Genomic DNA, 26,188 nt, shown 5'->3' with positions numbered 1-26,188 from the left:
CCCTCAAAAGCTCAGTTTTTCGCTTAGATCAGCGAAACGCCAACGGCCTGCGGGCCTTTCGCGCCCTGCTCGACCTCGAACTGAACGCGAGCGTTCTCTTCGAGCGAGCGGTAACCGTTGCCGGTGATCTCGGAGTAGTGAACGAAAACGTCGGCAGCCCCACCGTCGGGAGCGATGAAGCCGAAGCCCTTTTCACTGTTGAACCATTTCACAGTGCCCTGTGCCATTGAACTTACTTCCCTCATTTACAAGCGCGACAACCAAAATGCGCGCGACTGACCCTAACACGCACCGAGCTATGGTTGCCCCGGCAGCAGCCTAATCATCAGGCCGTTGGCCTCTGCGAGCAAGTTTTTCTCGCAATCGAATAATTCGGCCTCCACGAACGCCTTGCGTCCCTCGGCCTCGCGGACCCGTCCGCAGGCGATCAACGGCGTGTCGATCGGAGTCACTTTTCGGTACTCGACGTGCAGATATGCGGTTCGGCTGATCGGCCGGCCCGCGGCGTGGATCACCATGCCGAACACCGAATCGAACAGCAGCGGCAGCACGCCGCCATGCACCGCGTAATTCCCGCCGACGTGGAAACGGCTGAACTGCACCTGCAGTTCGACACCGTCCGGATCGAACTTGGAGACCAGCCACGGCGGCATCAGCAGGCTGCCCGCGCCGGGCAGGCTCGGCATCCGGCTGGCCGGGCCCACCCCCTCAGCGGCCTGATAGGGCTCCAGGAGCTCCACCAGAGCCTCGACACGGTCCGCTGCGGCGTCCCAGGTGGCGCTGTCGGGGTCGGCCGAGACCGCGAGGTCCTGGGCGCGGCGCATCGCTGTGAGGAATCGGGCGAAACCCGGGCCCGGGTCAGCGGGCGTGAAGACCGGGAAGCCGCCGTGCTGCTCGAAGATCGACGGCTCGTCGCTCATCGCTGTCGGCTCTTCGCTCACGAGCCGCCCAGCACGTCGCGACGCACGATCGTCTGATCCCGACCCGGCCCGACGCCGATGCACGACATGTGCGCCCCGGCCAGCTCCTCGAGTCGCAAGACGTAGTCCCGTGCCTTGGCGGGCAACTCGTCGAACTCGCGGGCCGTGGAGATGTCCTCCCACCAGCCGGGCAGTTCCTCGTAGATGGGCTGGGCCCGGGCGATGTCGGCCTGGGTCATCGGCATCTCGTCGGTGCGCTTGCCGTCGACGGTGTAGCCCACGCACACCGGCACCGTCTCCAGGCTGGACAACACGTCGAGCTTGGTGAGGAAGTAGTCGGTGATGCCGTTGACTCGTGTCGCGTACCGGGCGATGACGGCGTCGAACCAGCCGCAGCGGCGCGGACGGCCGGTGGTCACACCGACCTCGCCGCCCGTCTTGGCCAGGTAGGCGCCGTGCTCGTCGAACAGCTCGGTGGGGAACGGGCCTGAGCCCACCCGGGTGGTGTAGGCCTTCAGGATGCCCAGCACCGTCGTGATGCGCGTCGGGCCGATGCCCGAGCCCACGGCCGCGCCGCCGGCGGTCGGGTTGGACGACGTGACGAACGGATACGTGCCGTGGTCGACGTCGAGCAGGGTGCCCTGCGAGCCCTCCAGCAGCACTGTTTCACCGGCCTCGAGGGCCTCGTTGAGCAGCAGCCGGGCGTCGGCGATGCGGTGCTTGAAGCCCTCGGCCTGCTCCAGCAGGTTCTCCAGCACCTCGGCCGGGTCCAGGGCCTTGCGGTTGTAGATCTTGACCAGCACCTGGTTCTTGAACTCCAGGGCCGCCTCGATCTTGTTGGACAGCTGTTCCTCGTCCAACACATCGGCGACCCGGATCCCGATGCGGGCGATCTTGTCCTGATAGCAGGGTCCGATCCCGCGGCCGGTGGTGCCGATCTTCTTGCTGCCCATGTACCGCTCGGTCACCTTGTCGATGGCGACGTGATACGGCATGAGCAGGTGCGCATCGGCAGAGATCAGCAGCCCGGACGTGTCGACGCCGCGCTCCTCCAGCCCCGATAGCTCCTTGAGCAACACACCGGGGTCCACGACGACACCGTTGCCGATGACGTTGGTGACGCCCGGGGTGAGGATGCCCGAGGGGATGAGGTGCAACGCGAAGTTCTCGCCCGTGGGTAGCACCACGGTATGACCCGCGTTGTTACCGCCCTGGTAGCGAACAACCCATTGCACGCGTCCACCGAGTAGGTCGGTGGCCTTTCCTTTGCCCTCGTCGCCCCACTGGGCCCCGATGAGCACGATTGCCGGCATGGCATTTCTCCCGCTTAAAGTGATGCAGCCGGTGACCCACCATATCGGAGCGGAGCCATAACAGAGGTGTCGACCACCACAGACGTCGCGTTGCTGCTGTTCGGGGGCCGTCGGATCCCGCGCGGGCTGGGCGACTGTAGTGCGGTGACGGTCGCCGAACCGGCCGATGTGGACACCGCTTTCGCGGCGCGGCGGCTGGTGGTGGTCGGCTCGGATGCCGACCTCGCGACCGTGTTGGGCCGGCTTCTGAAGGCCGATCGGCTCGACATCGAAGTCGCCGTCATGGGCCCGTTCCGGTCCGCCCGGCGCGCCCGCACCGGGCAGGCGCAGCGGATCCCGCTCATCCGGGACGAGACCGGAACGGTTCTCGTCGGCGCCGCGTACTGGCTACCGCCCGACGAGTCCGCACGGCAGATCGAGGGCGAGGCAGTCGTCGACGACACCGTGCTGTTCGACGGCGCGGCCACCGCGGTGCGGATCGAGCCGACGACCGGGCAACCGGGCCTGCGCGCCAGCGTGCTCAGCCCGCGGATGCGGGCCCGGCGCTGGGTGGCCGGGCGTGCCGTCCAGCTCGGCACGACGGGGGCGCTGGTGGTGCGTGACGGGGTCCAGGTTCCGCGTGCCGTCCGGCGGTCGACGTTTTACCGGCACACGCAGGGCTGGCTACGCGTCTAAACGGTAGTTTTCGTGGGGTGAACATCCGGCCCCTGCACCAGTCGGTACGCCCCAGCCCGGTCTTCCTGGCGATCGTCGCGCTCACCGCGGTGGCCGGCGCGCTGGCCTGGTTCTGCGGCGACGCGGTGAAGCCGCTGTCGTACGCCGCGGTGTTCGTCTTCGTCGTCGCGGGCTGGCTGGTGTCGTTGTGTCTGCACGAGTTCGGCCACGCCTACACCGCGTGGCGGTTCGGCGACCGCGACGTCGAGGTCCGCGGTTATCTGACGCTCAACCCGCTGAAGTACTCCAATCCGCTGCTGTCCATCGCCCTTCCGCTGGCGATCATCGCGATCGGCGGGATCGGCCTGCCCGGCGGCGCGGTCTACGTGCGGACCTCGTGGATGACGGCACGCCAGCGCACGCAGGTCAGCCTGGCCGGCCCCGCGGCCAACGCGCTGCTGGCGGTGCTGCTGCTGGTGGTCACGGCCCTGTTCTTCGACTCCGCCCACGGCGTCTTCTGGTCCGGTATGGCGTTCCTGGGCTTCCTGCAGGTGACGGCCCTGCTGCTGAACCTGCTGCCGGTCCCCGGACTGGACGGTTACGGCGCGCTGGAACCACATCTGGGCGAGGACACCCGCCGCGCGCTGGAACCGGCCAAGCAGTGGGGTTTCATCATCCTGTTCATCGTGCTGATGGTCCCGCAGCTCAACCGGGTGTTCTTCGATGTCGTGTTCTGGTTCGTCGAACTGTTCGGGGTACCCGAGCGGCTCGCGTTGATCGGCGGTCAGCTGACCCGGTTCTGGTCCGCCTGGGTCTGACCCTTGCGACATATGCGACTTTGCGCATATATTCACGGGCATGGGTGCAGGACATGATCACAGCCACGGCAGCGAGGCCCGCGTCAGCCGGATGATTCTCGGCGCGGCCATCCTCTCGGTGTTCTTCGTCGTCGAACTGGTCACCGCATTGTCGATCAACTCGATCGCCCTGCTGGCCGACGCCGGCCACATGCTCACCGACCTGGTCGCGATGTTCATGGGCCTGACGGCCGTCCTGCTGGCCCGGCGTGGCTCCACCTCCGCCGCCCGCACCTACGGCTGGCACCGGGCCGAGGTCTTCACCGCCGTCGCCAACGCCGTCCTGCTGCTCGGGGTCGCCGGATTCATCCTCTACGAGGCATTCGAGCGACTCGGCGACGCACCCGAGGTCCCCGGCCTGCCGATGATCATCGTGGCGCTGGTCGGCCTGCTGGCCAACGCCGTGGTCGTACTGCTGCTGCGCTCGCAGTCCGAGTCCAGCCTGGCCGTCAAGGGCGCCTACATGGAGGTCGTCGCCGACACCGTCGGCAGCGTCGGGGTGCTGATCGCCGGCATCGTCACCGTCACCACCAACTGGCCCTACGCCGACGTCGTGGTCGCGGTCCTGGTGGCCCTGTGGGTGCTGCCCCGCGCGTTCGCGCTGGCCCGGGCGGCGCTGCGGATCCTGTCCGAGTCGTCACCGAACCACATCGACGTCGACGAACTGCGCACCGCACTGGCGGCGGTGGACGGCGTCACCGGGGTGCACGACCTGCACGTGTGGACGCTGGTCCCCGGTAAGGACATGGCGACCGCGCACCTGACCAGCACCCGGGAATCCGCCGGCGTGCTCGACGACGCCAAGGCGGTGCTCAACGCACGCGGGTTGGCCCACGCCACGATCCAGGTGGAACCGCCCGACCAGTCGGAGTGCCGGTGCGAGGTGACGGACTAAACGACACCCAGTTCGGTGCGGGCGGCCGGATCACAGTCGTCGAGCAGGTCCAGGCAGCGCGCGTACTCGGGGGTCTCACCGATGGCGTCGGCGGCCTTCGCCAGCGCCGCCACACAGCGCAGGAAGCCGCGGTTCGGTTCGTGGCTGTAGGGCACCGGCCCGAAGCCCTTCCAACCGTTGCGGCGCAGCTGGTCCAGGCCACGGTGATAGCCGGTGCGGGCGTAGGCATAGGCGGTGATGGCCTTGTCGTCGGCCAGCGCCTCCTCGGCCAGCGTGGCCCACGCCACCGATGCACTGGGATGCGCGGCCGCGACGATGGCGGGGTTCTCCCCCGCGTCGAGCTCGTCTTCGGCCTCGACATCGCCCGGCAGTAGTACCGGGTCCGGCCCAAGGAGATCACCCATCCGCGTCATAAGACCCATTGTGCCGTGCGGGTGTTCACAGCCGATCGCTAGGCTTGCGCAGTAGCGTCGGCAAGGGAGGATCGCAGCAGGAATGTCGAACCCAACAGGGCCGGACGATGAGCGGGAATCCGCCAGCCAAACACCAGAGGGTGACGAGCCCGAGCGTCGGTTCACCGCGCCGTCGGGTTACGACGGCTCCACGCAGATCATCGACGCGGTCCCGGAGCCGCCGACCGAGATCTTCTCCACCGAGGACGCCACCGAACTGATCGCGGCGCAGAACGCCGACCTACCCAAAAATGTTGCGCCACAGGTCATTCCACCGCGTGGTGAATCGACCAAACCGGTGCGCACCCGGCGCAGCTGGGGCTGGGTCATCGCGGTCGTGTTGGTCATCGCGGCGCTGGTGGCACTGGCGGTGCTGGGCACCGTCCTGCTGACCCGCAAGAGCGCTCCCGCGGTGTCGCAGGAAGAGTTGGTTCGCACCACGATCGGCAATTTCGACGGCGCGATCCAGAAGGGTGACCTGGCGACCCTGCGCGGCATCACCTGCGGCGCCACCCGGGACAGTTACGTGCAGTACAACGACAAGGCCTGGGCCGAGACGCACGCCCGGGTCGCGGCGGCCAAGCAGTACCCGGTGGTGGCGAGCATCGATCAGGTCATCGTCCACGACCAGCACGCTGAGGCCAACGTCACCACGTTCATGGCCTACGCGCCGCAGACCCGCTCCACCCGCAGCTTCGATCTGCAGTTCCGCGACGAGCAGTGGAAGATCTGCCAGAACTCCTAGAACGACGTCGGCGCGCCCACCCCGCAGGGTGAGCGCGCCGAGATCGTGTGTGGACGTCTAGCCCGCCGAGACGCTCCGGCCGGCGCTGTGCAGGTCCTTGCAGGCCTCGACGACGCGTTCGGTCATCGACGCCTCCGCCTTCTTCAGGTAGCTGCGCGGGTCGTAGAACTTCTTGTTGCCGACCTCGCCGTCGATCTTCAGCACGCCGTCGTAGTTGGCGAACATGTGGCCCGCCAGCGGGCGGGTGAACGCGTACTGGGTGTCGGTGTCGACGTTCATCTTCACCACGCCGTAGCGCAGCGAGTCCTCGATCTCCGACTTCAGCGAGCCCGATCCGCCGTGGAAGACGAAGTCGAACGGCTTCGCACCGTCGGGCAGGCCCAGCTTGGCCGCCGCCACCTTCTGGCCCTCGGCCAGCACCTCGGGCTTGAGCACCACGTTGCCCGGCTTGTACACGCCGTGCACGTTGCCGAACGTCGCCGCCAGCAGGTACTTGCCGTGCTCACCGTGGCCGAGCGCGTCGATGGTCTTCTGGAAATCCTCGGAGCTGGTGTAGAGCTTCTCGTTGATCTCGGCTTCGACGCCGTCCTCTTCGCCGCCGACGACGCCGATCTCGACCTCGAGGATGATCTTGGCGGCCGCGGTCAGCTTGAGCAGCTCCTGCGCGATCTCCAGGTTCTCGTCGATCGGCACGGCCGAGCCGTCCCACATGTGCGACTGGAACAGCGGGTTCTGGCCCTTGGCGACGCGCTCGGCCGAGATGGCGATGAGCGGGCGGACGAAGGTGTCCAGCTTGTCCTTGGGGCAGTGGTCGGTGTGCAGCGCGACCGTGACCGGGTACTTGGCGGCGATGACGTGGGCGAACTCGGCGAGCGCCGTCGCCCCGGTGACCATGTCCTTCACTCCGAGGCCGGAGGCGAATTCGGCGCCGCCGGTAGAGAATTGGATGATCCCGTCACTGCCGGCGTCGGCGAAACCCTTGATGGCGGCGTTGACACTCTCTGAGCCGACACAGTTGATGGCCGGGAAAGCGAAGGAGTGCTCCTTGGCACGGCCCAGCATCTCGGCGTAGACCTCGGGCGTGGCGATGGGCATTGCAAACTTCCTCTCGGCTGTCCGGCTGACCCGGTCAGTATGACAAGAAGCTGGTCGACCGGCAGTGGCCGGTCTCGGTTAGCGTTGCCGGGGTGCGCACCGGTCCGGCCCTGATTCTGCTCGCCCTCTCGCTCGCCGGTTGTGCGCAGCAGCAGGCGCCCGCGCCCACATCGACCACCCCGCCGCCGCCCGCCGCTCCCCCGGCCCCGGTCCTGGCGACGACACTGCCGCCCGGGCAGGCACAGCTGATCGTCAACGGCCGCGACGCCGGGCCGCTGGGCCCGGTGGTCTGCTCCGCCGCCGACGGGTTCGCCCGCTACACCGTCGGCGAGACCTCACGCGGGGTGACCGTGGTGATCACCGATGACGACATGCCGTCGGTGCGGTCGGTGACCATCGGCGACGCCGGCGGTATCTCCATCGGCTACGCCGCCGACGTGTCCGAGGACCCGCCGCAGGCCTTCCGCAACGGCGACACCCTCACCGTGACCGGTGGCGGCAGCGCCACCGACACGACGAATCCGGCCCGCGTCATCCCGACCACCTATCAGATCGCCGTCACCTGTCCGTGAGGTACGGCCGGTATCTTGGGGCCTCATGACCGTCACCACCCTGGCCCTCATGCCGGATTTTCTCGACCCGCTCAAGCTGATCGAGCAATTCGGCACCTGGGCCCTGGTGGGCATCCTGGTCGTCGTCTTCGTCGAATCCGGGGTGCTGTTCCCGATCCTGCCGGGTGACACGTTGCTGTTCGTCGCGGGCATGCTGGCCGCGGGCACCGCCGCGCAGAGCGCCGAGGTGAGCACCAACTTCCAGCTGTGGCAGTTGCTCGTGTTCATCCCGATCGCCGCGATCCTGGGCGGCCAGGTCGGCTATTTCGTCGGCCGCTACCTGGGCACCTCGATGTTCAAGCCGAATGCCAAGGTGCTCAAGCAGAAATACCTCGACGAGGCGCACGCCTTCTTCGAGCAGCGCGGGCCGTTCGCGATCGTGCTGGCCCGCTTCATCCCCATCGTGCGGACACTGGCGCCCATCACCGCCGGCGCGGCCCAGATGAAGTACGCGGTGTTCACGCTGTACAACATCATCGGTGCCGTGCTGTGGGGCGTCGGCCTGACGTTGCTGGGCTACGGCCTCGGCCAGTTCGAGATCATCCAGAAACTGCTCGAGCCCATCTTCATCCTGATCGCCGTCGTCTCCGTCGCCCCGATGGCCTGGGAGTGGTACAAACGGCGCAAGGCCGCCAAGAACACCACCGAATAAGGCTGGCCACCGCCCTAGAGTGTCGTCATGGCGGAGCAGGACCGGGCGGTCGTCGACTTCATCGCGCGGCTCGGCTCCGCGATGCTCGGGGCGGACTACCCGGTCACCATCGTCAAGCGCACCCTGTCCCTCGTCGCCGACAACTACGGCGTGGAATGCCCGGTGCTGGCGTTGCCGAACTTCGTCCAGGCCGGCGAAGGTGAACTGATCCGGGTCGTCAACCGCGACAAGCCATTGCGGTATGACCAGACCTTCCCGTTGGGCGAGCTGGTGCAGCGCGCCGAGCAGGGGCAGGTGACGGTTGCCGAGGGCTGGGCCGAGCTGGACCGCATCCACGCGTTGCGGCGGCGCTTCCCGCCCTGGGTTGCGGTGCTCGGTTGCGCCGTGCAGAGCGCGGCGTACGCCCTGATCCTGCAGCCGACGGTGGTGGCGCTGGTCGCGGCCACCGGTTTCGGCCTGCTGGTGGGCGTGCTGGTGCGGATCACCGGCGACAATCCCGGGCTGCGGCAGCTGCTGCCGGTGGTGAGCGCGTTCCTGGTCACCTACGTCGCGTTCAGCCTGGGCCGGCTGCTGCACATGGGGCACGACAGCTTCCGCGTCCTGATCCCGCCACTGACGTTCTTCCTGCCGGGGGTGGCCATCACCCTCGCGGTGGTCGAGTCGTCGACGGGACAGCTGGTGTCGGGGGCCGCGCGGCTGACGGGTGGACTCATGAGGCTGGCGCAGCTGGCCCTCGGGATCATCATCGCGATCCAGTTGCTCGGCCTGTCCTCCGACGAACTGACCGACTCGCCCGTCAACACGCTGGGATCGTGGGCCCCGTGGCTGGGGGTCGCCGTCTACGCGGTGGGCATCATCCTCAATCTCGGTCCGCCGCGCGAATTCTGGCCATGGTTGCTGCTGGTGCTGTTCATCACCTACGGAGCGCAGGTCGCGACCGCCGCGGTGTTCGGCGGCTACGTGAGCGGCTTCGGCGGCGGCCTGGTCTTGATGTTGTGCGCACTGGCGCTGAGCAGATTGCCGTCGACGCCGGCCGCCCAGGTGGTGCTGGCGCCCGGATTCTGGCTGCTGGTACCGAGTTCCGTGGGTCTGATCGGCATCGCGGAACTCGCCGGTGGGCGCGGTGGCGGCGCCGTGCTGGCGATGCTGGCGTCGATGATGTCGATCGCGCTGGGGTTCCAGATCGGCATCGCGCTGTGGAGCATCTTTCCCCATCGCGACGGCATGGTCAGCGATACCGAGGACTGATGCCGCAACCAGAGTGGGTGTCCGGCACCCGCGCCACCATGACGATCCTCGCCACCGGACTGGGTGCCAGCATCACGGCGGCCGACCCGGTGATCCTCTCGGCGAACATCTCCGATGTGCGCGCCGGACTGCAGTTGTCCGCAGGCAGCACGAGTTTCATCGCCGGGCTGGCGACACTCACCTTGGCCGCAGCGGTGCTCGGTGCGGGCGCGCTGGGCGACAAGTACGGCATGAAGCGGATGTACACGGCCGGCCTGCTGGGCGCCGTGGTGTTCGGGGTGCTGGCCGCGGCGGCGCCGAATGCCGCGGTGCTCATGGTGGCCCGCGCCGGTGCCGGACTGGCGTTCGCGCTGCTGCTCGGGTTGTCGCTGGCCATCATCAACGTGGTGTTTCCCCCGGAGCGCCGATCGCAGGCGATCTCCCTGCACCTGGGTGCAAGCTTCGCCGTGGCGGTCCCGATGCCCGTCCTCGGCAGCCTGCTCGCGGTGCACATCGGTTGGCGCGCTTGCTTTCTGGTGGCACCGGCGGTGGCGCTCGTCGCTCTCGTCCTGGTGTTGCGCTACGTGCCGGACACCCCGCGTAGCGCGCGCCGGCTGGACGTGACCGGTCTGTTGCTGGTGGCCACCGCACTGCTGGCGACGGTGTACGGGCTCTCGCGTCTGCAGTCCGGCATCCACGCCGGCGCGATCGTGCCGATCATGATCGGCGCCGTCGCGCTGGCCGCCTTCATCGCCTTCGAGTTGCGCGTCCGCGACCCCGCTCTGGATCTGCGGATCTTCCGCAACCGCGCTTTCGACGCGGCAGTGTGTTCCGGGGTCGCGTTCAACTTCATCAGCGGTGGTTCGACGATTCTGCTGGCGTTCTATCTGGTCACGGTGCGCGGCGAATCTCCTGCGGTGCTCGGCTTTCTCATGGCTCCGGCCGCACTTCTGTCGGCGGTGGCGGCCGCGGGGGCGGGGCGGGCAGCGGCGCGATCAGGCCCCCGCCCCGTGCTCGTCGCAGGACTGGTGTCGGTGCTGGCAGGCCTGCTGGTGCTGACGACGCTCGGCGAGCACAGCGGGCTCGCGGTGGTGTTCGCGGCCGTGGGACTCAACGCGATCGGCGCCGCCGTCGCCGAGACCATGGAGGCCACCATCATGATGGCGGATGCGCCGGTGGCGCTGAGCGGCGCGGTGGCTGCGGCGAAAAGCGCTGTGGGACAAGCCGCCTACTCGATGGGCCCGGCGGTGTTCGCGTTGGTCGGCACCACCCTGTTCGTGCGGGAGAGCCACGGCATCACCCTCGAGGATGCCCGGGAGGCGCTGCGCCCGGCCCACGGCGGCGCCGGATCGGCGGCAGGCACCAATGTGCTGGACCCGCAACGGGCGCGGGAGGTGGTCGACGGCGCGCACGCCGGCATGATCGAGGCCATCCACACCCTGGGCTGGGTGCTGACCGCGGTGCCGGTGGCCGCGATCATTCTGGTGCTGGTGCTGGTTCCCCGTCGTTCGCGGTGATCGCGTGCGCCGCTTCCATCAGCATCCAGCCGGACAGCTGCACCGAGAGGTCGCGCTCGGGCATCGCGGACGCATAGACCGCGCCCTCGATGAACTCGGCGTCCGTGCTGCCCGTCGTCGGGAGCTCGGCCGAGCGATCCCAGAACGGGCCGAACAACGGCAGCCCGTCCACGGTCTGGCGGTAATCCCACGCCGACTGCGCGGACTTCAGCACCACGTCCCGCGCGGTGACCCGCGCCGCCTCGTCCTCGGCGGTGTCGCCGGGTAGGTCGGTGACCACCAACGCCAGGTAGCGGGCCAGGACCGCGTTGAACAGCCCGCCATCGCCACCACCGGCACCGGCGATGACGCCGTCGGTGGTCATCTGCTCGCTCACCGCGGCGACCAACCGGTGCACCCGGGGCGCGTGTTCGGGATCCTGGGTGCGCACGGCGAGTTCGGTTTCCAGGCCCACCACCACCCCTTGGCAGTAGGTGTACTGAGCCCGCACCATCGACCCGGCCTTGACGCCGTCGAACACCAGATGGGTCTCGGGGTCGATCAGGGTCTCGTCGATCCAGTCCGCCATCTGCTGGGCGCGACGCTGCCGGTCCTCATATCGGGCCAGGAAGATACCTGCCGGCCCGTTGGCCGGGGCGTTGAAGAACTGGTCCTGCTTACGCCAGGGGATACCGCCGCCGTCCTCCGGCACCCAGGCGTTGAGGAATTGTTCGGAGAGCCGCTTGAGCGCGCCGTCGCGGTGCACGCCTGCCAGCCGTCCGGCGCGTTCCAGGGCCAGCGCCAGCCACGCCATGTCGTCGTAGTAGTCGTTGGTCCACTTCAGGTTGCGCAGGTGATGCCCGCGCACCTGCCGGGTGATCTTCGCGATCCGTTCCGGCGCCGGATCGCGCACCTGCGCGTCGACCAGGCAGTCCAGTAGATGAGCCTGCCACCAGTAGTGCCAGGTGCCGAACGACTTCTGTTTACGGGCCGCCGGCCACGCCACGACGCCGAGCTGGGTGCCCGGCAGACCCCACAGTTTCTTCAGGTGCCGCTTGGCGATGGCGGCTTCGGAACTGGCTGCACGGTTGGCCCACACCTGATCCATGGGTTTGATACTGCCCTACAACCCCGCTACCAGGCCGCCGATATGTCGGCATGGGTGCGGATCCAGGCGTGCATGGCGATCCCGGCGGCCACCCCGGCGTTGATGCTGCGGGTCGATCCGAACTGGGCGATGGACACGGTCAGCCCCGCCCCGGCACTGGCCTGGGGGGTGATGCCGGGGCCCTCCTGCCCGAACACCAGCAGGCAATCACGCGGCAGGACAGCGGTTTCCAGCGGGACGGAACCCGGCACGTTGTCGACGGCGACGACGGTCAGTCCCGCCTGGGCGGCGAACTCCAGCAGGTCCTCGATGGTGTCGTGATGCGCCAGTCGCTGGTAGCGGTCGGTGACCATCGCGCCCCGCCGATTCCACCGGCGCTTACCCACGATGTGCACGGTGTGCACCGCGAAGGCGTTCGCGGTGCGCACGACGGTGCCGATGTTGGCGTCGCTGCCGAAATTCTCGATCGCGATGTGCAACGGGTGTCTGCGGGTGTCGATGTCGGCGATGATCGCGTCCCGGGTCCAGTACCGGTAGGCGTCGACGACGTTGCGGGTGTCGCCGTCGCGCAACAACTCCGGGTCGTAACGGGACCCTTCTGGCAGCGGGCCTACCCACGGGCCCACACCCGGGGTCTCACCCCACTCCGTGGGGCCCGGCTTTATTTCGTCCACAGCGCCGCATGGGTGGCCACCACCGACACCGTCGGGTAGAGCAGCGCGGCATTGATCTCGCCCTGGGTGCACATCGAGGCCCGGATCGCCACCGCGTCCAGCGAGGCCTCGGGCAGGACGAGCAGCGACGACCCGTACGCCGAACAGGCATGGGACAGGCCGCTGCCCGGCAGAGTCGGACCGGTGAGCACCATGAGCGGGCCGCCGCGGGTCGCCGAGTCGTCGCGGTACCGCTGCGCCGTGCCGTCGATGGACAGCCCGAGCAGCATGTAGCCGTTGCCGGAGAACGCATTCGGATCACCCAGCGAGGCCTGGGTCAGCTGGTTGCCGTCGGCCCGGAACGCGTCGACACTGGTCGAGTGCAGCACCAGACCCGCTTCGCTGTCCCCGGTGGGCATCAACCCGACGGGAAATGCCGCGGGCCAGGCCACCGTGGTCTTGGGGATGCGTTCCTCGGGTGAGTACATGTACACCCCGCGCACCTGACTCTGGTCCCGCAGCGGGCCCAGACACACTGTGCCGCTGAGATGTTCGGGGTTCGTGGCGGTGACGGGCTGCAGGCTCAACGTGGTGGCGTCGGCGCAGCCACCGATCGCATCGGACTCGATCGGATGAGCCAGCGCGCCGTACAGGCCGAAGCGCAGACTCTCCGGTTTCGCGTGCGCGCTTCCCGCCTGGGCCGGGGCGGCGTCGATGTCGACGAGCACCCGGTCGTTGTCGAAACGCAGATTGGCCACGGACACGTTCCAGCCCAGAATCGTCTGCGATTCACCGATGCGCGCCTGCTGCGCGCCGTACGGGCCTGCTTTGTCGTCACCGCTGGAGCACGCCGCGAGCATCAGCACCGCAAGCGCGGCGACCAACGTCCGCTTCACCCGCATTCAGGTCCGCCCACGGCCCTTACCCACACGTTTGGTCAAGCCTCGCACCAGGCTTCGCGGTGCCAGCCGGCCGGCCGTGGTCAGCACTTTGTACTGCAGGCCGGGCACGATCACCACCTCGCCCTTGGCGACGGCCGCCAGGCAGTCGCGCACCACGTCGGACACCTCCAGCCAGAACCACGACGGCGTGCCCGACATCTCGATGCCGGCGCGGTCGTGGAACTCGGTGTGCACGAATCCCGGGCACAGCGCGTGTACGCCGACGCCGCGGCCGGGCMGCMGCCCGGCCACGCTGGCGACGTTGATGACGGTGCCCTTGCCTGCGGCCAGCATGGGCGGCAGCGCGGCATGGGTCAGCGCCATGACGGCGGTGACGTTGACGTCCAACTGGGACTGCAGGGTGGCGTAGTCGGCGTTCCAGAATTCACCGGAGGTACCGAATCCGGCGTTGTTCACCAGAACCTGCACCCCGGCGGCCAGCCGGTCGCACACCGTACGGCGATCGGTCTCGCGCGCCAGATCGGCGGGTAGCACCTCGACGTGGGCGCCGGCGTGGTCCCGCAGTTCGGCGGCCAGCTCTTCCAGTCGCCCGGCGTCACGGGCCACCAGGACCAGGTCATAGCCGTCGGCGGCGTAGCGGCGGGCGAAGCCCGCACCGATACCCGACGTCGGCCCGGTGATCAGCGCTATGGGTTTTTCGGGGTTGAGCACCCCTGGCTACCGCTGGTAGTGCGGTGACTGCCGGCCGTTGCGCACCGGTGTGCGCTGGTCGACATAACGGCTCACGTCGGCACGGCCGGGCGGCAGGTCGCCGCGTCCGGCGGGCAGCTCGGCGGGCCTGGGCAGCAGCGGACGGCTGGGCGAACCGCTGCGGCGGGCGAGCGCGGGCTGGCCCGCGTGCACGCCGACACCGTTGCGGCCGGGCTGCGGAAGGGGTGGCAGGACGCGCAGCAGGTCGTTGAACTGCCGGACCGTGCGCAGGCCTTCGTCCCACTGGGCGCGGCTGCTGGTGATCGGCATGGCCACCAGCGTCCAGTTCTGCTCGTTCCACATGATCTCGGCGCAGTCGGGCGCGGTGTGGGCGAACGTCACCATCCGGCGGTCACAGGCGCGACGGGCGGCGTCGAGGTTGGTGGAGTACACCATCCGCGGGCCGATGGCGCCGAGCAGCCAGATGTCGCTCTCGCGGGGCTCCTTGATGTCCTTGAGCCGCAGATCGACGACGACGTTCGTGCCGACCTTGCGGTGCAGGGCGATCACGGTTGCCACGTCGTCGAGGTCGAAGATGAACACGGCCTCGCCGCGGATCTGACCGAGCACCACGTTGCGGGCGGTGACGTGCTCGCCGACGGTGGACATCACGCCGCGCTTCCAGCGATCGAGAATTTCGCTGGATTCGTGCTCGTAGTCGAAGCCATGCGACTTCGCCCACGACTTACGCCGCCGGCCCAACCCGCGCCGACGGTCGATATCGACATACAACAACACGGCCGCCCCTGTGAAACAGAGGGCGGACAGTGTGAACCAGAGAGGGACCATTGGGGTCGAGCTTACTTGCTGGGACCCGATTCGCCAGAACTCGTTGTGGTCACAACCCGGTTACTTGCACAAACACAGCGTCATTTCCCCGTCGCTTCGCTCGCCCCGCAATCCCAGCGGCCACTTGTTGCACATGCTTCTCGCGAATCCGTGCAACAAGTGGCCAGTCGGGATCAACCGAGGACGAGTGCCTCACCGTCGGCGCTGAGGTTGACCGGCACCACATCGCCGTCGTGCACCTCGCCGGCCAACAACAACTTGGCCAACTGGTCGCCGATGGCCTGCTGGATCAGCCTGCGCAGCGGACGGGCACCGTAGAGCGGGTCGAACCCACGCTCGGCCAGCCACTGCTTGGCAGGCAGCGACACCTCGAGGTTGAGCCGGCGCTGAGCCAGTCGCTTCTGCAGCTGAGCGAGCTGGATGTCGACGATCGACACCAGTTCGTCGGGCTGCAGCGGATCGAAGACGATCACGTCGTCGAGCCGGTTGATGAACTCGGGCTTGAACGCCGAACGCACCGCCGCCATGACCTGCTCCTCGGTGCCACCGGCACCGAGGTTGCTCGTCAAGATCAGGATGGTGTTCCGGAAGTCGACCGTGCGGCCCTGACCGTCGGTCAGCCGGCCTTCGTCGAGCACCGCGAGCAGCACATCGAACACGTCCGGGTGGGCCTTCTCGACCTCGTCGAACAGCACCACCGAGTACGGGCGCCTGCGGACCGCCTCGGTCAGCTGACCACCCTGGTCGTAACCGATGTAGCCGGGAGGTGCACCGACCAGCCGAGCCACCGAGTGCTTCTCGCCGTACTCGCTCATGTCGATGCGGATCATGGCCCGCTCGTCGTCGAACAGGAATTCCGCCAGCGCCTTGGCCAGCTCGGTCTTACCCACACCCGTCGGGCCGAGGAACATGAACGATCCGGTCGGCCGGTTGGGGTCGGCCACACCGGCGCGGGTTCGGCGCACCGCATCGGAGACAGCGGCCACGGCCTTGCGCTGCCCGACGACGCGCTTGCCCACCTCCTCCTCCATCCGCAGCAGCTTGGCGGTCTCGCCTTCGAGCATCCGGCCGGCCGGGATACCGGTCCAGGCCGACACCACGTCGGCGATGTCGTCGGGGCCGACCTCCTCCTTGAGCATCACGTTCTCGCGAGCCTCGGCGACCGGCAGCGCGGCCTCGAGCTTCTTCTCGATCTCCGGGATACGCCCGTAGCGCAGCTCGGCGGCCTTGGCCAGGTCACCGTCCCGCTCGGCGCGGTCGGCCTCGCCGCGTAGCCTGTCCAGCTGTTCGGTGAAGTCGCGGACGATGTCGATGGCGCCCTTCTCGTTCTGCCACCGGGTCGTCAGCTCGGAGAGCTGCTCCTTCTTGTCGGCCAGTTCGGCGCGCAGCTTCTCCAGCCGGTCCACGGACGCCGCGTCGGTTTCCTTGGCGAGCGCCATCTCCTCGATCTCGAGACGACGGACCAGCCGCTCGACCTCGTCGATCTCGACGGGTCGGGAGTCGATCTCCATGCGCAGCCGGGACGCGGCCTCGTCGACCAGGTCGATGGCCTTATCGGGCAGGAACCGCGACGTGATGTAGCGGTCGCTCAATGTCGCCGCCGCGACCAGCGCGGAGTCGGTGATGCGCACACCGTGGTGCACCTCGTAGCGGTCCTTGAGCCCCCGCAGGATGCCGACGGTGTCGTCGACCGACGGCTCGCCGACCAGCACCTGCTGGAAGCGGCGCTCCAGGGCGGCGTCCTTCTCGATGTACTTGCGGTACTCGTCGAGGGTGGTCGCACCGACCAGCCGCAGCTCGCCGCGGGCCAGCATCGGTTTGATCATGTTGCCCGCGTCCATCGCCGACTCTCCGGTGGCACCGGCGCCGACGATGGTGTGCAGCTCGTCGATGAATGTGATGACCTGACCGGCCGAGTTCTTGATGTCGTCGAGGACGGACTTCAGCCGTTCCTCGAACTCACCGCGGTACTTGGCCCCAGCCACCATGGCGCCCAGGTCCAGGGACACCAGCGTCTTGTCGCGCAGGCTCTCCGGTACGTCGCCGGCGATGATCCGCTGGGCCAGGCCCTCGACGATCGCCGTCTTGCCGACGCCGGGTTCGCCGATGAGCACCGGGTTGTTCTTGGTGCGACGGCTCAGCACCTGCACGACGCGACGAATCTCGTTGTCGCGGCCGATGACCGGGTCGAGCTTGCCCTCGCGGGCGGCCGCGGTCAGGTCGGTGGAGTACTTCTCCAGTGCCTGGTAGGTGCCTTCCGGGTCCGGGCTCGTCACCCGCGCGCTTCCGCGGACCTTGGTGAACGCCTCACGCAGCGCCTGCGGGGACGCACCCGCGCCCGTCAACGCCTTCGCGACCTCGGACGTGCCGGTGGCCAGTCCGACCAGCAGGTGTTCGGTGGAGACGTATTCGTCGTCCATCTCGGTGGCCAGGTGCTGCGCGGTGGTGATCGCTGCGATGGCGTCCGGGGACAACTGCGGTTGCGAGCTGGACCCGCTGGCGCTGGGCAACCGGCCGACGAGACGCTCGGCCTCGGCGCGGATGGTTGCGGGCTCGACTCCGACCGCTTCCAGTAACGGTCCGGCGATGCCGTCGTTCTGGGTGAGCAGTGCCATCAACAGATGAGCGGGAGTGATCTGCGGGTTGCCTGCGGCGGTGGCCGCCTGCAGCGCCGAGGTCAGTGCCGCCTGGGTCTTCGTGGTCGGATTGAACGAGTCCACGACACCTCTCCTTCTTGGGTTGCGCAGCCATCCACGGGCTGCCTGAAAATGCTTGTCGCCTTGAACAACGTCGTCAAGGTTGAGTCTGTTCCGCTCAACTCTAGAAATTTTGCCAGATTTGTCCAGCGGTTCGCGATACCCGGGCCGCCGCGGCATCAATCACGGCATTTCCCGAGGTACCGGGCTAGCGTCGTGGTCATGTCCGGCTACGGTGATTTCGAATTCGAGCGGAAGTTCGTCGTCCGCGAACTCCCCGTGCTCGCGGCATCGGACCCCACCCCGGCCCTGATCGTCCAGGCCTACCTGTTCGCGGCCGACGGGTACGCGGTGCGCATCCGGGTCCAGGGCCCGGCCCCCGCCGACTCCGACCGGACGGCCGGCGACCTGGTGGAGGCGCTCGGCGACGAATCGATCGGCACGATGACCGCCAAGGGCCCCGCGGCCGGCGGAACCCGCTACGAAGCCGAACGTGAACTGGACCCGATGGTCGCCGGGCAGATCGTGCGCCGCGCCGACCACGTCGTCGCCAAGATTCGCTACTCGGTCTGGCTGGGTGAGGACGGCTGGGTCATCGACCGGTTCCTCGGCCGCAACGCTCCCCTTGTCCTTGCCGAGGTCGAGCGCGGCGGACCCGTCGTCGATCTGGTGATCCCGGACTTCTGCGTGACCGAGGTATCCGAGGACGACCGTTTCCGTAACGAGTATCTGGCCCACCAACCGTTCGGCGGCTGGGCCGAGAGTTACCGGACCGAGCTCGGGATCAGCGGCCCGACATTTGTGGACACGTTGGGCCACAACGAATTCGAGGGCACCAGGCCGCCCCGGCACGGCTGAGGTTCAGCGGTTGAGTTGCGCTCGATAGGAAACCAGATCGAACCGCGGCTTGTCGCCGGCCACCATCGCGTCCACCGTGCGCTGGAGGTACTTGTACGCGCTCTCGGCGAGCGCCACGGGGGCGCCCAACGCCAACCGCGGACCCCCTGCCGCCGGAGCGGGCGAGCCGGTGCGCGACCGGGCGGGAATGCCGTAGGTCTCTTGGATCTCCGGCGAGAGGGCTCGGGCGACGCCGCCCAGGGTGCCTCCCGAGTGATTCTCTCCGGTGTCCACATGATGGATGGCACCGCGAAACGGAAGTGGGGCAAGTGGATAGCCATGTCGCTTGGCCCACTGCACCACCCTCATATGGGAGCCGATGATGGTCGCGAGGCGGTCGCCGAACACGTCGAGAACCGCGCCCTGATCCAGGGTGACCGAGGCGTCGTCCGGAACTGCGTATGCGCTGAACGGCAGGATGTATGACGTGCCGCATTGAAGGTGAAACGCGCGCAAACTGCGGTAGACATTCCGTGCGCTCGAATAACGCCAACCGCGCGATATGTACCACCCGGGCGAATCTGGATTACGGGCCGTGAACGCGACGACATCGCGATGCACGAAGTCATCGGCGTCGATGATCATCACATAGTCGGGCTTGTGGTCGCGGGCGGCGATGAGTCCGATCCCGAGTTTGGTGCCCTTGTCCCACACGATGGCCTGATACGAGGTGTCCGACCCGGGCCGGGCCGGCGCCGGAAAGTCCACCACCACCGACTTCACGCGGGCGGGCAGGGGAAACGACAGCGGCACGTTGCTGACGACGAAGACGAGATAGTCCTCCGACGTCTGGCGCGCGATCGAATCCAGCGTGCCTTTCAGCAGGCGTTCGTTTCTCGCGTAGTCCCGCGCATTATCCGGATGACGCAACGAGGTGATGAATGCCAGCAATGGACCCCCCAATCGCAGACTGTGAAAGTCGACGTCCCGAAACGGACTTTACAAGACGGCGCCAGGGGTGGCGATCTGAATTTCATGAACATCTCGGGCATGAATCGGCCCGACGGCCGCTGATCGGCGACACTGGATCGATGCGCACCACTACGTCGGCTCTTGGCGTGCTCGCCGCCGCGCTGCTCATCGCCATCACCGGCTGCACCACTGTGACGCCAGGCGCCGCCGTCGCGCCGCCCGGCGTCACCGCCGAGCCCCAGTCCGACGAGGACCAGATCGCCGACGTCGTCGACCGGTTCGAAACAGCCTGGAATGCAAGGAAGTTCGGCGAACTGCGCGACCTGATGTGCGCCGAGATGCAGGACCAGAGCGAGTTCGACGAGGACGGCCTGCGGGAGGCGCGGTCCAGTTCCGGCCGACTGGACCTCGAGATCACCGAACTTCAGGTCACCGGCGACAGCGCCGAGGCGATCATCGACAACGACGGGGAGGACCCCGACGACATCGCTTTCGTGCGTGAGGGCGACGAATGGAAATGGTGCGAGTTCTGAGCCAGGTTCATCTGAACGGATGACAAGGCTCAGCTCGGGTAGTCCCAGAACTGCAACCAGGTGATGCTCGCGAACACCGCCAACGTGACGACATAGACGCCGACCACCACCGCGGCACCACGCAGACTGACTCTCCCGCTCTTTCCCTCGACGGGGTCCAGCCAGCGCCGCCACCGCACGACGGCGAACGGCATCAGCACCCACTGCAGCAGGGACACACTGGCCACCTCACTGAGCCACATGGCCAGCCAGGGCTCGGCACCGACCCGGTCCAGCACCGGGCCGACGAACCGCGTCAACAGCATCACCGTCGGGTACAGCACCATCAGCACGAGCATCGCCGTCTTCCAGCTGGGCGTCATCTCCGTCTCGCCGTTCTCGAACCGGACGGTGGTGCCCAACGGAGTGGTGTGCGAGAAGGTGGAGAAGTCGCCGTCCAGCGCCGAGCGCAGCGACGGCAGCGCATCCAGGCGCTGCTCCGATTTCAGCCAGCCGGACAGCAGCCGCTCGGTCCGGAACCGGATCAGCGTCATCCACTGTGTCCCGGCTCCCGGGGGGAAGACCACCGTGCCCTGGTATCCCGAGAACTGTGCGCTCGCCCCGGTCAGATCACCCTGCGCGGTCACGAAGTCGGCGTCGCGGCCCGCCGACACGCTGTGCCGGAACACCGCGATTCCCGGCGGGGTGATCTGCCCGTCCACCACGACCAGATCGGTGGAGGCCTGGTGCACACCGCGCGCCCGCCCGTCGCTCAGCACGGCCGCGTGCGCGTCGCTGTCCAGCCAGGCGTGGAGCCGGCCCTCGGTGGTGAAGGTCGCGGAGATCGCCGGTTCCAGGCGCGGGTCGGTGTGCACCGACACCACCGCGTCGACGAATCCGGGTGCGGCGCCGGCGGCGGCGAGCAGACCCGGGGCCCACTCGTCGAACGCCGGCCCCTCGGCGGGGCGGTGAAAAATGGTGACGACGATGGCACTCATGACATCCTCCTAAGCCGGGTTCAGGCGCCGACCCTGGACGTAGACCTGGGCCACCGATGATTCGCGAAGGCCCATCAGCAAGGCGAAAAGCGTTTGATCACGCGCCATATCGGGCGCCGCGGAGCGCACCCCGCGAGTCAGCGCCGCGGCCAGCGCGGGAGTTCCGCCCGGGTCGACGACGACGAAGTCGGCCTCCTTGCCCACGTCGAAATTGCCGAACCGGCTTTCCATGTCCAGCGCTCTGGCCCCGCCGAGCGTACCCAGGAACAGCATCTCGGCGGGATGCAGTGAAGTTCCTGCGGCACCGTCCTCTGAGATGTGCACCTTGAAGGCATCACCCAGCACCCGGGGAATCAGCCATTCGTCGCCGCCCCCGAAATCCGTTCCAGCGGAGAGGTTCACACCCGCTGCCACGGTGCGCCGCCACGGCATGGTGCCCGAGCCGAGGAACAACTGCGACACCGGGCAGTGCGAGATGGAGGTGCCGGTCTCGGCCATCCGGGCCAGTTCCTCGTCGGTGCAGTGCACGCCGTGCGCCAGAATGGTCCGCCGGCCCAACAGGCTCGAACCGCCCACCTCCGAACCCGGCAGGAACTTGCCGTCGTAGGTGTCCAGATACGAGTTCACCTGGTAGGTCGACTTCGTGACGTCGATCTCGCCGGTACCGGGACGGTTGTTCTCGTTCAGGTGAGTGTGTACGTACACGCCTGCGGAGCGCACCGAATCATAGAGTTCGCCAAGGCTTTTCAGTGTCTCCGTGGTGACCGACAGGGAGAACCTCGGCACCACTGCGACGTGCAGCAATGCGGTGTCGACGTCACCGGTGTCGGCGGCGTGCCATTTCTCGATCTCCGCGCGGGTCAGCCGGATGGCGTCGGCCTCCGAGGTCAGCAGCGGACCCGCCGATTCCGGGCCGACGGTCTGGATGCCGCGCCCGCTGACGATCCGCAGTCCGCGCCGACGGGTCTCGGCGAACAGCGCGTCCTGCGCGTGCGGGAATGCCGAGCCGAACACCATGGCCGCGGTGGTGCCCGCAGCGATCCGCCGGTCGCAGAACTCGACGGCGGCCCTGGCCGCGAAGCCGGGATCGGCGAACCGCGACTCCGACGGGAAGATGCACTGGGTGAGCCACTCCAGCAGTTGCCCGCCGCCGTAGGAGTCACCGGCGTAGGTCTGCGGGAAATGGATGTGGGTGTCGACGAATCCGGGCAGCAAATAACCGTGCCGGTGGTCGTGCACCTGGGAGGCCGCGTACTCGGACGGGATATCGGTTCTGCTGCCGCAGAAAGCGATCCGGCCACGGCCGTCGAGCACCAATGCCCCATCGGGGATCGACACCAGGGCGCCCGGCGCGTCGGAGATGACGGGACTGCCCGCGATGTGGAAGATGTGTCCGTAGTGGATGTGGCTCACGGACTCTAGGGGACCACGGACCCCGGCACATTGCCGAGCATGTAACCAAAACGTCCGTCCCACCCGCCAGAACGACATAGTCTCAGCACACCGCGGGGGCCGTGAGGAGTACACCTTGGATCTCAACACGGTCACCGACGTCGTTCGGCAACCCACCGAACCGCCCGGCGCCCTGTGGCGCCCCGGTGATGCCTGGCTGGCCGGCGGCACCTGGCTGTTCTCCGATCCGCAGCCGAATCTGCGCAGGCTCATCGATCTGGCACCGCTGGGCTGGAGCGAGCTCACCGTCTCGGAGGCGGGGCTGAGCATCGGCGCCATGTGCACCATCCGCGACCTGTATGCGCTCACCCCGCCCGCACGGTGGGCGGCGGGCGCCCTGATCCCCTTCAGCTGTGAGGCCTTCCTGGCGTCGTTCAAGATCTGGAATGCGGCGACCGTCGGCGGCAACATCTGCATGTCGCTGCCCGCGGGCCCGATGATCACCCTGACGACCGCCCTGGAAGCCGACTACCGGCTGCACGCCCCCGACGGCGCCGAACGAACCGTGCCCGCAGCCGAATTCGTCACCGGCAACAACCGCAACGTGCTGGCTCCCGGCGAACTCCTGCGCCGCATCGACATTCCCGAGCACGCGCTGCGCAAGCGCGTCGCCCACCGCCGGTTCACCCTGACCAAGCTGGGCCGCTCCAGCGTGTTCCTGATCGGCACCAAGGGCGAGGACGGGGCGGTCCTGCTCACCTTGACGGCGGGCACCACCCATCCGGTGCAGTTGGTATTCGCAGCCGACCCCGACCCGGCGGCGTTGCAGGAGCGCATCGACGGCCTACCCGAGGACATCTGGTTCGACGACGCCAACGGCACCCCCGACCATCGCACCCACCTGACAAAGCATTTCGCTTCGGAGATCGCGGCGGAGCTGCGCTCATGACCTACACCGTCAACGGACGAACCTTCGACGCCGAACCCCGGCCCGGTCAATGCCTGCGCACGTTCGTGCGTTCGCTGGGCTGGCATGGGGTGAAGAAGGGGTGCGACGCCGGTGACTGCGGCGCGTGCACCGTGTGGCTGGACGGCGACCCGGTGCACAGCTGCATCACCCCGGCATTCCGGGCCGACGGTCGCGAGGTCACCACCGTGGAAGGTCTCGGCACCCCGGACGACCTGCATCCGATGCAGCGCCGCTTCCTGGAGGCCCCGGGGTTTCAGTGCGGCTTCTGCACGGCGGGGATGATCATGACCTCGGCCGCGCTCACCGACGAGCAGAAGCAGGACCTGCCCCGTGCGCTGAAGGGAAACCTGTGCCGCTGCACCGGTTACCGGGCCATCGAGGATGCGGTGCACGGCCGGGTGGCGATCGAGGAGGCCGAGCCCGGTGATGCCGTGGGCACCAGTGTGGGTGCACCGGCGGGTCTGGACGTGGTGACGGGGCGGGCCGAGTTCACCATGGACACCGCCCCCGAGGGCCTGTTGCATCTGAAGGTGCTGCACTCACCACATGCTCATGCCCGCATCGTGTCCATCGACACCACGGCAGCGCTCGGGGTGCCCGGCGTGCACCGCGTCTACACGTGGAAAGACGTGCCGCGCAAGCGGTTCACCACCGCCATCCACACCGATCACCTGGTCGACCCGGATGACACCTACATCCTCGACGACGTGATGCGCTTCGTCGGGCAGCGGGTGGTCGCGGTGCTGGCGGATTCGGTCGGGGCCGCGGAGGAGGGTTGCCGGCAGGTCGTCGTCGACTACGAGGTGCTGCCCGCGGTGTTCGACCCGGAGGAGGCGATGGCCGACGGGGCACCGCAGCTGCACGGCTCCGACGATCCGTTCGTGCGCGACCCGGAGCACAACATCCTGCTCGAATTGCACGGCCAGATCGGCGATGTGGAGACGGGTTTCGCCGCGGCCGACGTCATCCACGAGGCCACCTACTTCTCGCCCCGGGTGCAGCATGTGCACCTGGAGACGCACGGGTCGATCGCGTGGATGGAAGGTGGCAGGTTGATGGTGCGCACCGCGTCGCAGTCACCGTCGATCGCGAAGGTGAAGTTGTCGCACCTGTTCGACCTGCGGCCCGATCAGCTGCGGGTGTTCTGCATGCGGGTCGGCGGCGGGTTCGGCGGGAAGCAGGAGGTCATCTCGGAGGATCTCGTCGCGCTGGCCACCCTGGACACCGGACGGCCGGTCAGCTTCGAGTACACCCGCGAGGAGGAGTTCACCACCGCCTCACCCCGGCATCCGATGAAGATCACCATGAAGCTCGGCGCGAAGGCCGACGGCACCCTGACCGCGATCAGCTTCCGCAACGTGTCCAACACCGGCGCCTACGGCAACCACGGCGGGGAGACCTTGTTCGCCGCCGCGGCGGCGATCGCGTTATACCGTTGCCCCAACAAGAAATTCGACGCCTACTCCGTGTACACCAACACCCTGCCCAGCGGTGCGCTCCGCGGCTACGGGATGACGCAGCCGGCGTTCGCGGTCGAATCCGCCATCTCCGAGCTGGCGGTCGCCCTCGGCATCGACCCGTTGGAGCTGCGCCGCCGCAACATCGTGCGGCCCGGCGACGCGCTGCTGGCCATGGACGACAATCCCGACGACGTGGAATTCACCGAGGACGGCATAGCGCAGTGCATCGACCTGGTCGACGAGGCGTTGCGCCGCACCGATGGTCAGACCGGCCCAGATCAGGACTGGCTGGTCGGCGTCGGCACCGCGACGTCGCTGCACGAAACCGCTCCGCCCACCGAACACATCTCGGAGGCCTGGGCCACGTTGTGTGAGGACGGCACCTACCAGATCGCGGTCGGCACGGTGGAATTCGGTGAGGGCACCTCGACCGCGCATGTGCAGATCGCCGCCACCCGGCTGGGCACCACACCGGCACGCATCCACCTGGTGCAGTCCGACACCGACCGCACCGGGTTCGACACCGGGGCCTTCGCCAGTGCCGGACTGTTCGTCGCGGGCAATGCGGTGGACCGGGCGTCGATCGCCCTGCGGGACCGGCTGCGGGCGTTCGCCGCCGTGCACGCCGGTGTCCCCGTCGCCGACTGCGTGCTGCGCCACGACGGGGTGGACTGCGCGGGCAGCATGGTATCCCTGTCCGAGATCCTGGCCGCCGGCCGGGAACGCGGCATCCGGTTCACCGAGGCGCGTAAGGCCTACGGTTCGCCGCGCAGCGTCACCTCCAACACGCACGGGTTCCGCATCGCGGTGCACCGGATCACCGGCGAGATCCGCATCCTGTACAGCGTGCAGGCCACCGACGCCGGGGTGGTGATCAACCCCGCCCAGGTGCGGGGGCAGGTGGAAGGTGGTGTGGCGCAAGGGCTGGGTTTCGTGTTGACGGAGAACCACCATGTGGACGGCGACGGCGTGATGACCAACCCGAACCTGCGCAACTACCGCATCCCCACCTACGCCGACGCCCCGCGCACCGAGGTGCTACTGGTGCCGTCGACCGATTCGGTCGGGCCCATGCGGTCCAAGGGGATGGCCGAATGCTGCATCAACCCGGTGGCGCCCGCACTGGCCAACGCCCTGCACGACGCCACCGGGCTCCGGTTTCGCGAGCTGCCGTTGACTCCCGAGCGGATCTACCGGCGGCTGAACGACTTGATCCCGGCCACTTGAAGCGA

26 protein-coding genes are annotated in these 26,188 nt (G+C 68.0%); 12 read left to right on the top strand and 14 right to left on the bottom strand.

The window, feature by feature from the left end; translation table 11 throughout:
- Positions 1–23: 23 nt before the first annotated feature.
- The 3 genes from AC1DY7_RS26675 to AC1DY7_RS26665 form a co-directional block, all read right to left on the bottom strand.
- Positions 24–227 (bottom strand): cold-shock protein, encoded by a 204-nt coding sequence (locus AC1DY7_RS26675; RefSeq protein ID WP_090358761.1) that lies wholly within the window; start codon positions 225–227, stop codon positions 24–26.
- Positions 228–296: 69 nt separating this feature from the next.
- Entirely contained in the window at positions 297–920 is a 624-nt protein-coding gene (locus AC1DY7_RS26670; protein ID WP_477496763.1) for a PaaI family thioesterase, read from the bottom strand.
- 17 nt (positions 921–937) lie between these two features.
- Positions 938–2,233, bottom strand: a complete 1,296-nt coding sequence (locus AC1DY7_RS26665) for an adenylosuccinate synthase (RefSeq protein ID WP_477496749.1) — start codon at positions 2,231–2,233, stop codon at positions 938–940.
- A gap of 57 nt (positions 2,234–2,290) precedes the next feature.
- Between AC1DY7_RS26665 and AC1DY7_RS26660 the strand changes: the two genes are divergently transcribed.
- The 3 genes from AC1DY7_RS26660 to AC1DY7_RS26650 are packed head-to-tail and all read left to right on the top strand — an operon-like array spanning position 2,291 to position 4,639.
- Positions 2,291–2,908, top strand: a complete 618-nt coding sequence (locus AC1DY7_RS26660; protein WP_477496762.1) for a peptidase M50 — start codon at positions 2,291–2,293, stop codon at positions 2,906–2,908.
- A 17-nt stretch (positions 2,909–2,925) separates the two neighbouring features.
- A complete protein-coding gene (locus AC1DY7_RS26655) occupies positions 2,926–3,705 on the top strand; it encodes a site-2 protease family protein (RefSeq protein WP_477496748.1) in 780 nt (259 codons plus the stop codon).
- A gap of 40 nt (positions 3,706–3,745) precedes the next feature.
- Complete coding sequence (locus tag AC1DY7_RS26650; RefSeq protein ID WP_477496747.1) at positions 3,746–4,639, top strand: cation diffusion facilitator family transporter; 894 nt, start codon at positions 3,746–3,748, stop codon at positions 4,637–4,639.
- On the opposite strand, the gene AC1DY7_RS26645 is transcribed toward AC1DY7_RS26650, so the two are convergent.
- Positions 4,636–5,052, bottom strand: coding sequence for a DUF3151 domain-containing protein (locus AC1DY7_RS26645; RefSeq protein ID WP_477496746.1), 417 nt, complete (start codon positions 5,050–5,052; stop codon positions 4,636–4,638). The genes AC1DY7_RS26650 and AC1DY7_RS26645 overlap by 4 nt on opposite strands.
- Positions 5,053–5,134: 82 nt before the next feature.
- On the opposite strand from AC1DY7_RS26645, the gene AC1DY7_RS26640 reads away from it, so the two are divergent.
- A complete protein-coding gene (locus AC1DY7_RS26640; RefSeq protein ID WP_477496745.1) occupies positions 5,135–5,836 on the top strand; it encodes an Rv0361 family membrane protein in 702 nt (233 codons plus the stop codon).
- Positions 5,837–5,893: 57 nt separating this feature from the next.
- Here AC1DY7_RS26640 and fbaA read toward each other — a convergent pair whose 3' ends face one another.
- Positions 5,894–6,931, bottom strand: coding sequence for a class II fructose-bisphosphate aldolase (gene fbaA / locus AC1DY7_RS26635; protein ID WP_477496744.1), 1,038 nt, complete (start codon positions 6,929–6,931; stop codon positions 5,894–5,896).
- Between the two features lie 92 nt (positions 6,932–7,023).
- On the opposite strand from fbaA, the gene AC1DY7_RS26630 reads away from it, so the two are divergent.
- Genes AC1DY7_RS26630 through AC1DY7_RS26615 form a run of 4 tightly spaced genes read left to right on the top strand, consistent with a single transcriptional unit; the run spans position 7,024 to position 10,938 of the window.
- Positions 7,024–7,503 (top strand): lipoprotein LpqH, encoded by a 480-nt coding sequence (locus AC1DY7_RS26630; protein ID WP_477496743.1) that lies wholly within the window; start codon positions 7,024–7,026, stop codon positions 7,501–7,503.
- A 25-nt stretch (positions 7,504–7,528) separates the two neighbouring features.
- On the top strand, positions 7,529–8,194 hold the full coding sequence (locus tag AC1DY7_RS26625; RefSeq protein WP_477496742.1) for a VTT domain-containing protein: 666 nt from the start codon (positions 7,529–7,531) through the stop codon (positions 8,192–8,194).
- A 27-nt stretch (positions 8,195–8,221) separates the two neighbouring features.
- Positions 8,222–9,442, top strand: a complete 1,221-nt coding sequence (locus AC1DY7_RS26620) for a threonine/serine exporter family protein (RefSeq protein WP_477496741.1) — start codon at positions 8,222–8,224, stop codon at positions 9,440–9,442.
- A complete protein-coding gene (locus AC1DY7_RS26615; protein WP_477496740.1) occupies positions 9,442–10,938 on the top strand; it encodes an MFS transporter in 1,497 nt (498 codons plus the stop codon). The genes AC1DY7_RS26620 and AC1DY7_RS26615 overlap by 1 nt, the downstream gene beginning before the upstream one ends.
- Here the strand turns inward: AC1DY7_RS26615 and AC1DY7_RS26610 are convergent.
- The 6 genes from AC1DY7_RS26610 to clpB all read right to left on the bottom strand — a co-directional run bounded on the left by AC1DY7_RS26610 (position 10,898) and on the right by clpB (position 17,839).
- Positions 10,898–12,025, bottom strand: a complete 1,128-nt coding sequence (locus AC1DY7_RS26610; protein ID WP_477496739.1) for a glycoside hydrolase family 76 protein — start codon at positions 12,023–12,025, stop codon at positions 10,898–10,900. The two genes, AC1DY7_RS26615 and AC1DY7_RS26610, sit on opposite strands and share 41 nt — an antisense overlap.
- Before the next feature lie 26 nt (positions 12,026–12,051).
- The gene (locus AC1DY7_RS26605; RefSeq protein ID WP_477496761.1) at positions 12,052–12,690 is read right to left on the bottom strand and encodes a TrmH family RNA methyltransferase; all 639 of its coding nucleotides are present in this window, start codon (positions 12,688–12,690) and stop codon (positions 12,052–12,054) included.
- A complete protein-coding gene (locus AC1DY7_RS26600) occupies positions 12,687–13,580 on the bottom strand; it encodes a hypothetical protein (protein WP_477496738.1) in 894 nt (297 codons plus the stop codon). Before AC1DY7_RS26600 ends, AC1DY7_RS26605 begins: the two co-directional genes overlap by 4 nt.
- Positions 13,581–14,291: an SDR family NAD(P)-dependent oxidoreductase gene (locus tag AC1DY7_RS26595; protein WP_477496737.1), complete on the bottom strand. Its 711-nt coding sequence runs from the start codon at positions 14,289–14,291 to the stop codon at positions 13,581–13,583.
- A 6-nt stretch (positions 14,292–14,297) separates the two neighbouring features.
- Positions 14,298–15,119, bottom strand: a complete 822-nt coding sequence (gene ttfA, locus AC1DY7_RS26590; protein WP_477496736.1) for a trehalose monomycolate transport factor TtfA — start codon at positions 15,117–15,119, stop codon at positions 14,298–14,300.
- A gap of 173 nt (positions 15,120–15,292) precedes the next feature.
- Entirely contained in the window at positions 15,293–17,839 is a 2,547-nt protein-coding gene (gene clpB, locus AC1DY7_RS26585) for an ATP-dependent chaperone ClpB (protein ID WP_477496735.1), read from the bottom strand.
- A gap of 198 nt (positions 17,840–18,037) precedes the next feature.
- Between clpB and AC1DY7_RS26580 the strand changes: the two genes are divergently transcribed.
- Positions 18,038–18,673 (top strand): CYTH domain-containing protein, encoded by a 636-nt coding sequence (locus AC1DY7_RS26580; RefSeq protein ID WP_477496734.1) that lies wholly within the window; start codon positions 18,038–18,040, stop codon positions 18,671–18,673.
- A 3-nt stretch (positions 18,674–18,676) separates the two neighbouring features.
- Here the strand turns inward: AC1DY7_RS26580 and AC1DY7_RS26575 are convergent, their stop codons facing one another.
- Positions 18,677–19,615: a glycosyltransferase family A protein gene (locus AC1DY7_RS26575; RefSeq protein ID WP_477496733.1), complete on the bottom strand. Its 939-nt coding sequence runs from the start codon at positions 19,613–19,615 to the stop codon at positions 18,677–18,679.
- A 128-nt stretch (positions 19,616–19,743) separates the two neighbouring features.
- On the opposite strand from AC1DY7_RS26575, the gene AC1DY7_RS26570 reads away from it, so the two are divergent.
- A complete protein-coding gene (locus tag AC1DY7_RS26570) occupies positions 19,744–20,157 on the top strand; it encodes an Rv0361 family membrane protein (protein ID WP_477496732.1) in 414 nt (137 codons plus the stop codon).
- A 29-nt stretch (positions 20,158–20,186) separates the two neighbouring features.
- Here AC1DY7_RS26570 and AC1DY7_RS26565 read toward each other — a convergent pair whose 3' ends face one another.
- A complete protein-coding gene (locus AC1DY7_RS26565) occupies positions 20,187–21,134 on the bottom strand; it encodes an antibiotic biosynthesis monooxygenase (RefSeq protein ID WP_477496731.1) in 948 nt (315 codons plus the stop codon).
- A 9-nt stretch (positions 21,135–21,143) separates the two neighbouring features.
- A complete protein-coding gene (locus tag AC1DY7_RS26560; RefSeq protein WP_477496730.1) occupies positions 21,144–22,547 on the bottom strand; it encodes a guanine deaminase in 1,404 nt (467 codons plus the stop codon).
- A gap of 115 nt (positions 22,548–22,662) precedes the next feature.
- Between AC1DY7_RS26560 and AC1DY7_RS26555 the strand changes: the two genes are divergently transcribed.
- Both AC1DY7_RS26555 and AC1DY7_RS26550 read left to right on the top strand, forming a co-directional pair.
- A complete protein-coding gene (locus AC1DY7_RS26555) occupies positions 22,663–23,475 on the top strand; it encodes an FAD binding domain-containing protein (RefSeq protein WP_477496729.1) in 813 nt (270 codons plus the stop codon).
- Positions 23,472–26,183, top strand: a complete 2,712-nt coding sequence (locus tag AC1DY7_RS26550; RefSeq protein WP_477496728.1) for a molybdopterin-dependent oxidoreductase — start codon at positions 23,472–23,474, stop codon at positions 26,181–26,183. Before AC1DY7_RS26555 ends, AC1DY7_RS26550 begins: the two co-directional genes overlap by 4 nt.
- Positions 26,184–26,188: the final 5 nt, after the last annotated feature.

This window comes from Mycobacterium sp. P2_H7, assembly GCF_056403275.1.
Note: the sequence above shows the minus strand (reverse complement) of the source record. Positions and strands in the feature narration are given on the sequence as shown.

Excerpts from the sequence above, each read along its gene's own strand:
- AC1DY7_RS26675 (WP_090358761.1), bottom strand. The coding sequence starts at position 227 with ATGGCACAGGGCACTGTGAAATGGTTCAACAGTGAAAAGGGCTTCGGC.
- AC1DY7_RS26670 (WP_477496763.1), bottom strand. The coding sequence starts at position 920 with ATGAGCGACGAGCCGTCGATCTTCGAGCAGCACGGCGGCTTCCCGGTC.
- AC1DY7_RS26665 (WP_477496749.1), bottom strand. The coding sequence starts at position 2,233 with ATGCCGGCAATCGTGCTCATCGGGGCCCAGTGGGGCGACGAGGGCAAA.
- AC1DY7_RS26650 (WP_477496747.1), top strand. The coding sequence starts at position 3,746 with ATGGGTGCAGGACATGATCACAGCCACGGCAGCGAGGCCCGCGTCAGC.
- AC1DY7_RS26645 (WP_477496746.1), bottom strand. The coding sequence starts at position 5,052 with ATGACGCGGATGGGTGATCTCCTTGGGCCGGACCCGGTACTACTGCCG.
- AC1DY7_RS26640 (WP_477496745.1), top strand. The coding sequence starts at position 5,135 with ATGTCGAACCCAACAGGGCCGGACGATGAGCGGGAATCCGCCAGCCAA.
- fbaA (WP_477496744.1), bottom strand. The coding sequence starts at position 6,931 with ATGCCCATCGCCACGCCCGAGGTCTACGCCGAGATGCTGGGCCGTGCC.
- AC1DY7_RS26625 (WP_477496742.1), top strand. The coding sequence starts at position 7,529 with ATGACCGTCACCACCCTGGCCCTCATGCCGGATTTTCTCGACCCGCTC.
- AC1DY7_RS26620 (WP_477496741.1), top strand. The coding sequence starts at position 8,222 with ATGGCGGAGCAGGACCGGGCGGTCGTCGACTTCATCGCGCGGCTCGGC.
- AC1DY7_RS26615 (WP_477496740.1), top strand. The coding sequence starts at position 9,442 with ATGCCGCAACCAGAGTGGGTGTCCGGCACCCGCGCCACCATGACGATC.
- AC1DY7_RS26610 (WP_477496739.1), bottom strand. The coding sequence starts at position 12,025 with ATGGATCAGGTGTGGGCCAACCGTGCAGCCAGTTCCGAAGCCGCCATC.
- AC1DY7_RS26600 (WP_477496738.1), bottom strand. The coding sequence starts at position 13,580 with ATGCGGGTGAAGCGGACGTTGGTCGCCGCGCTTGCGGTGCTGATGCTC.
- ttfA (WP_477496736.1), bottom strand. The coding sequence starts at position 15,119 with ATGGTCCCTCTCTGGTTCACACTGTCCGCCCTCTGTTTCACAGGGGCG.
- AC1DY7_RS26580 (WP_477496734.1), top strand. The coding sequence starts at position 18,038 with ATGTCCGGCTACGGTGATTTCGAATTCGAGCGGAAGTTCGTCGTCCGC.
- AC1DY7_RS26570 (WP_477496732.1), top strand. The coding sequence starts at position 19,744 with ATGCGCACCACTACGTCGGCTCTTGGCGTGCTCGCCGCCGCGCTGCTC.
- AC1DY7_RS26565 (WP_477496731.1), bottom strand. The coding sequence starts at position 21,134 with ATGAGTGCCATCGTCGTCACCATTTTTCACCGCCCCGCCGAGGGGCCG.
- AC1DY7_RS26550 (WP_477496728.1), top strand. The coding sequence starts at position 23,472 with ATGACCTACACCGTCAACGGACGAACCTTCGACGCCGAACCCCGGCCC.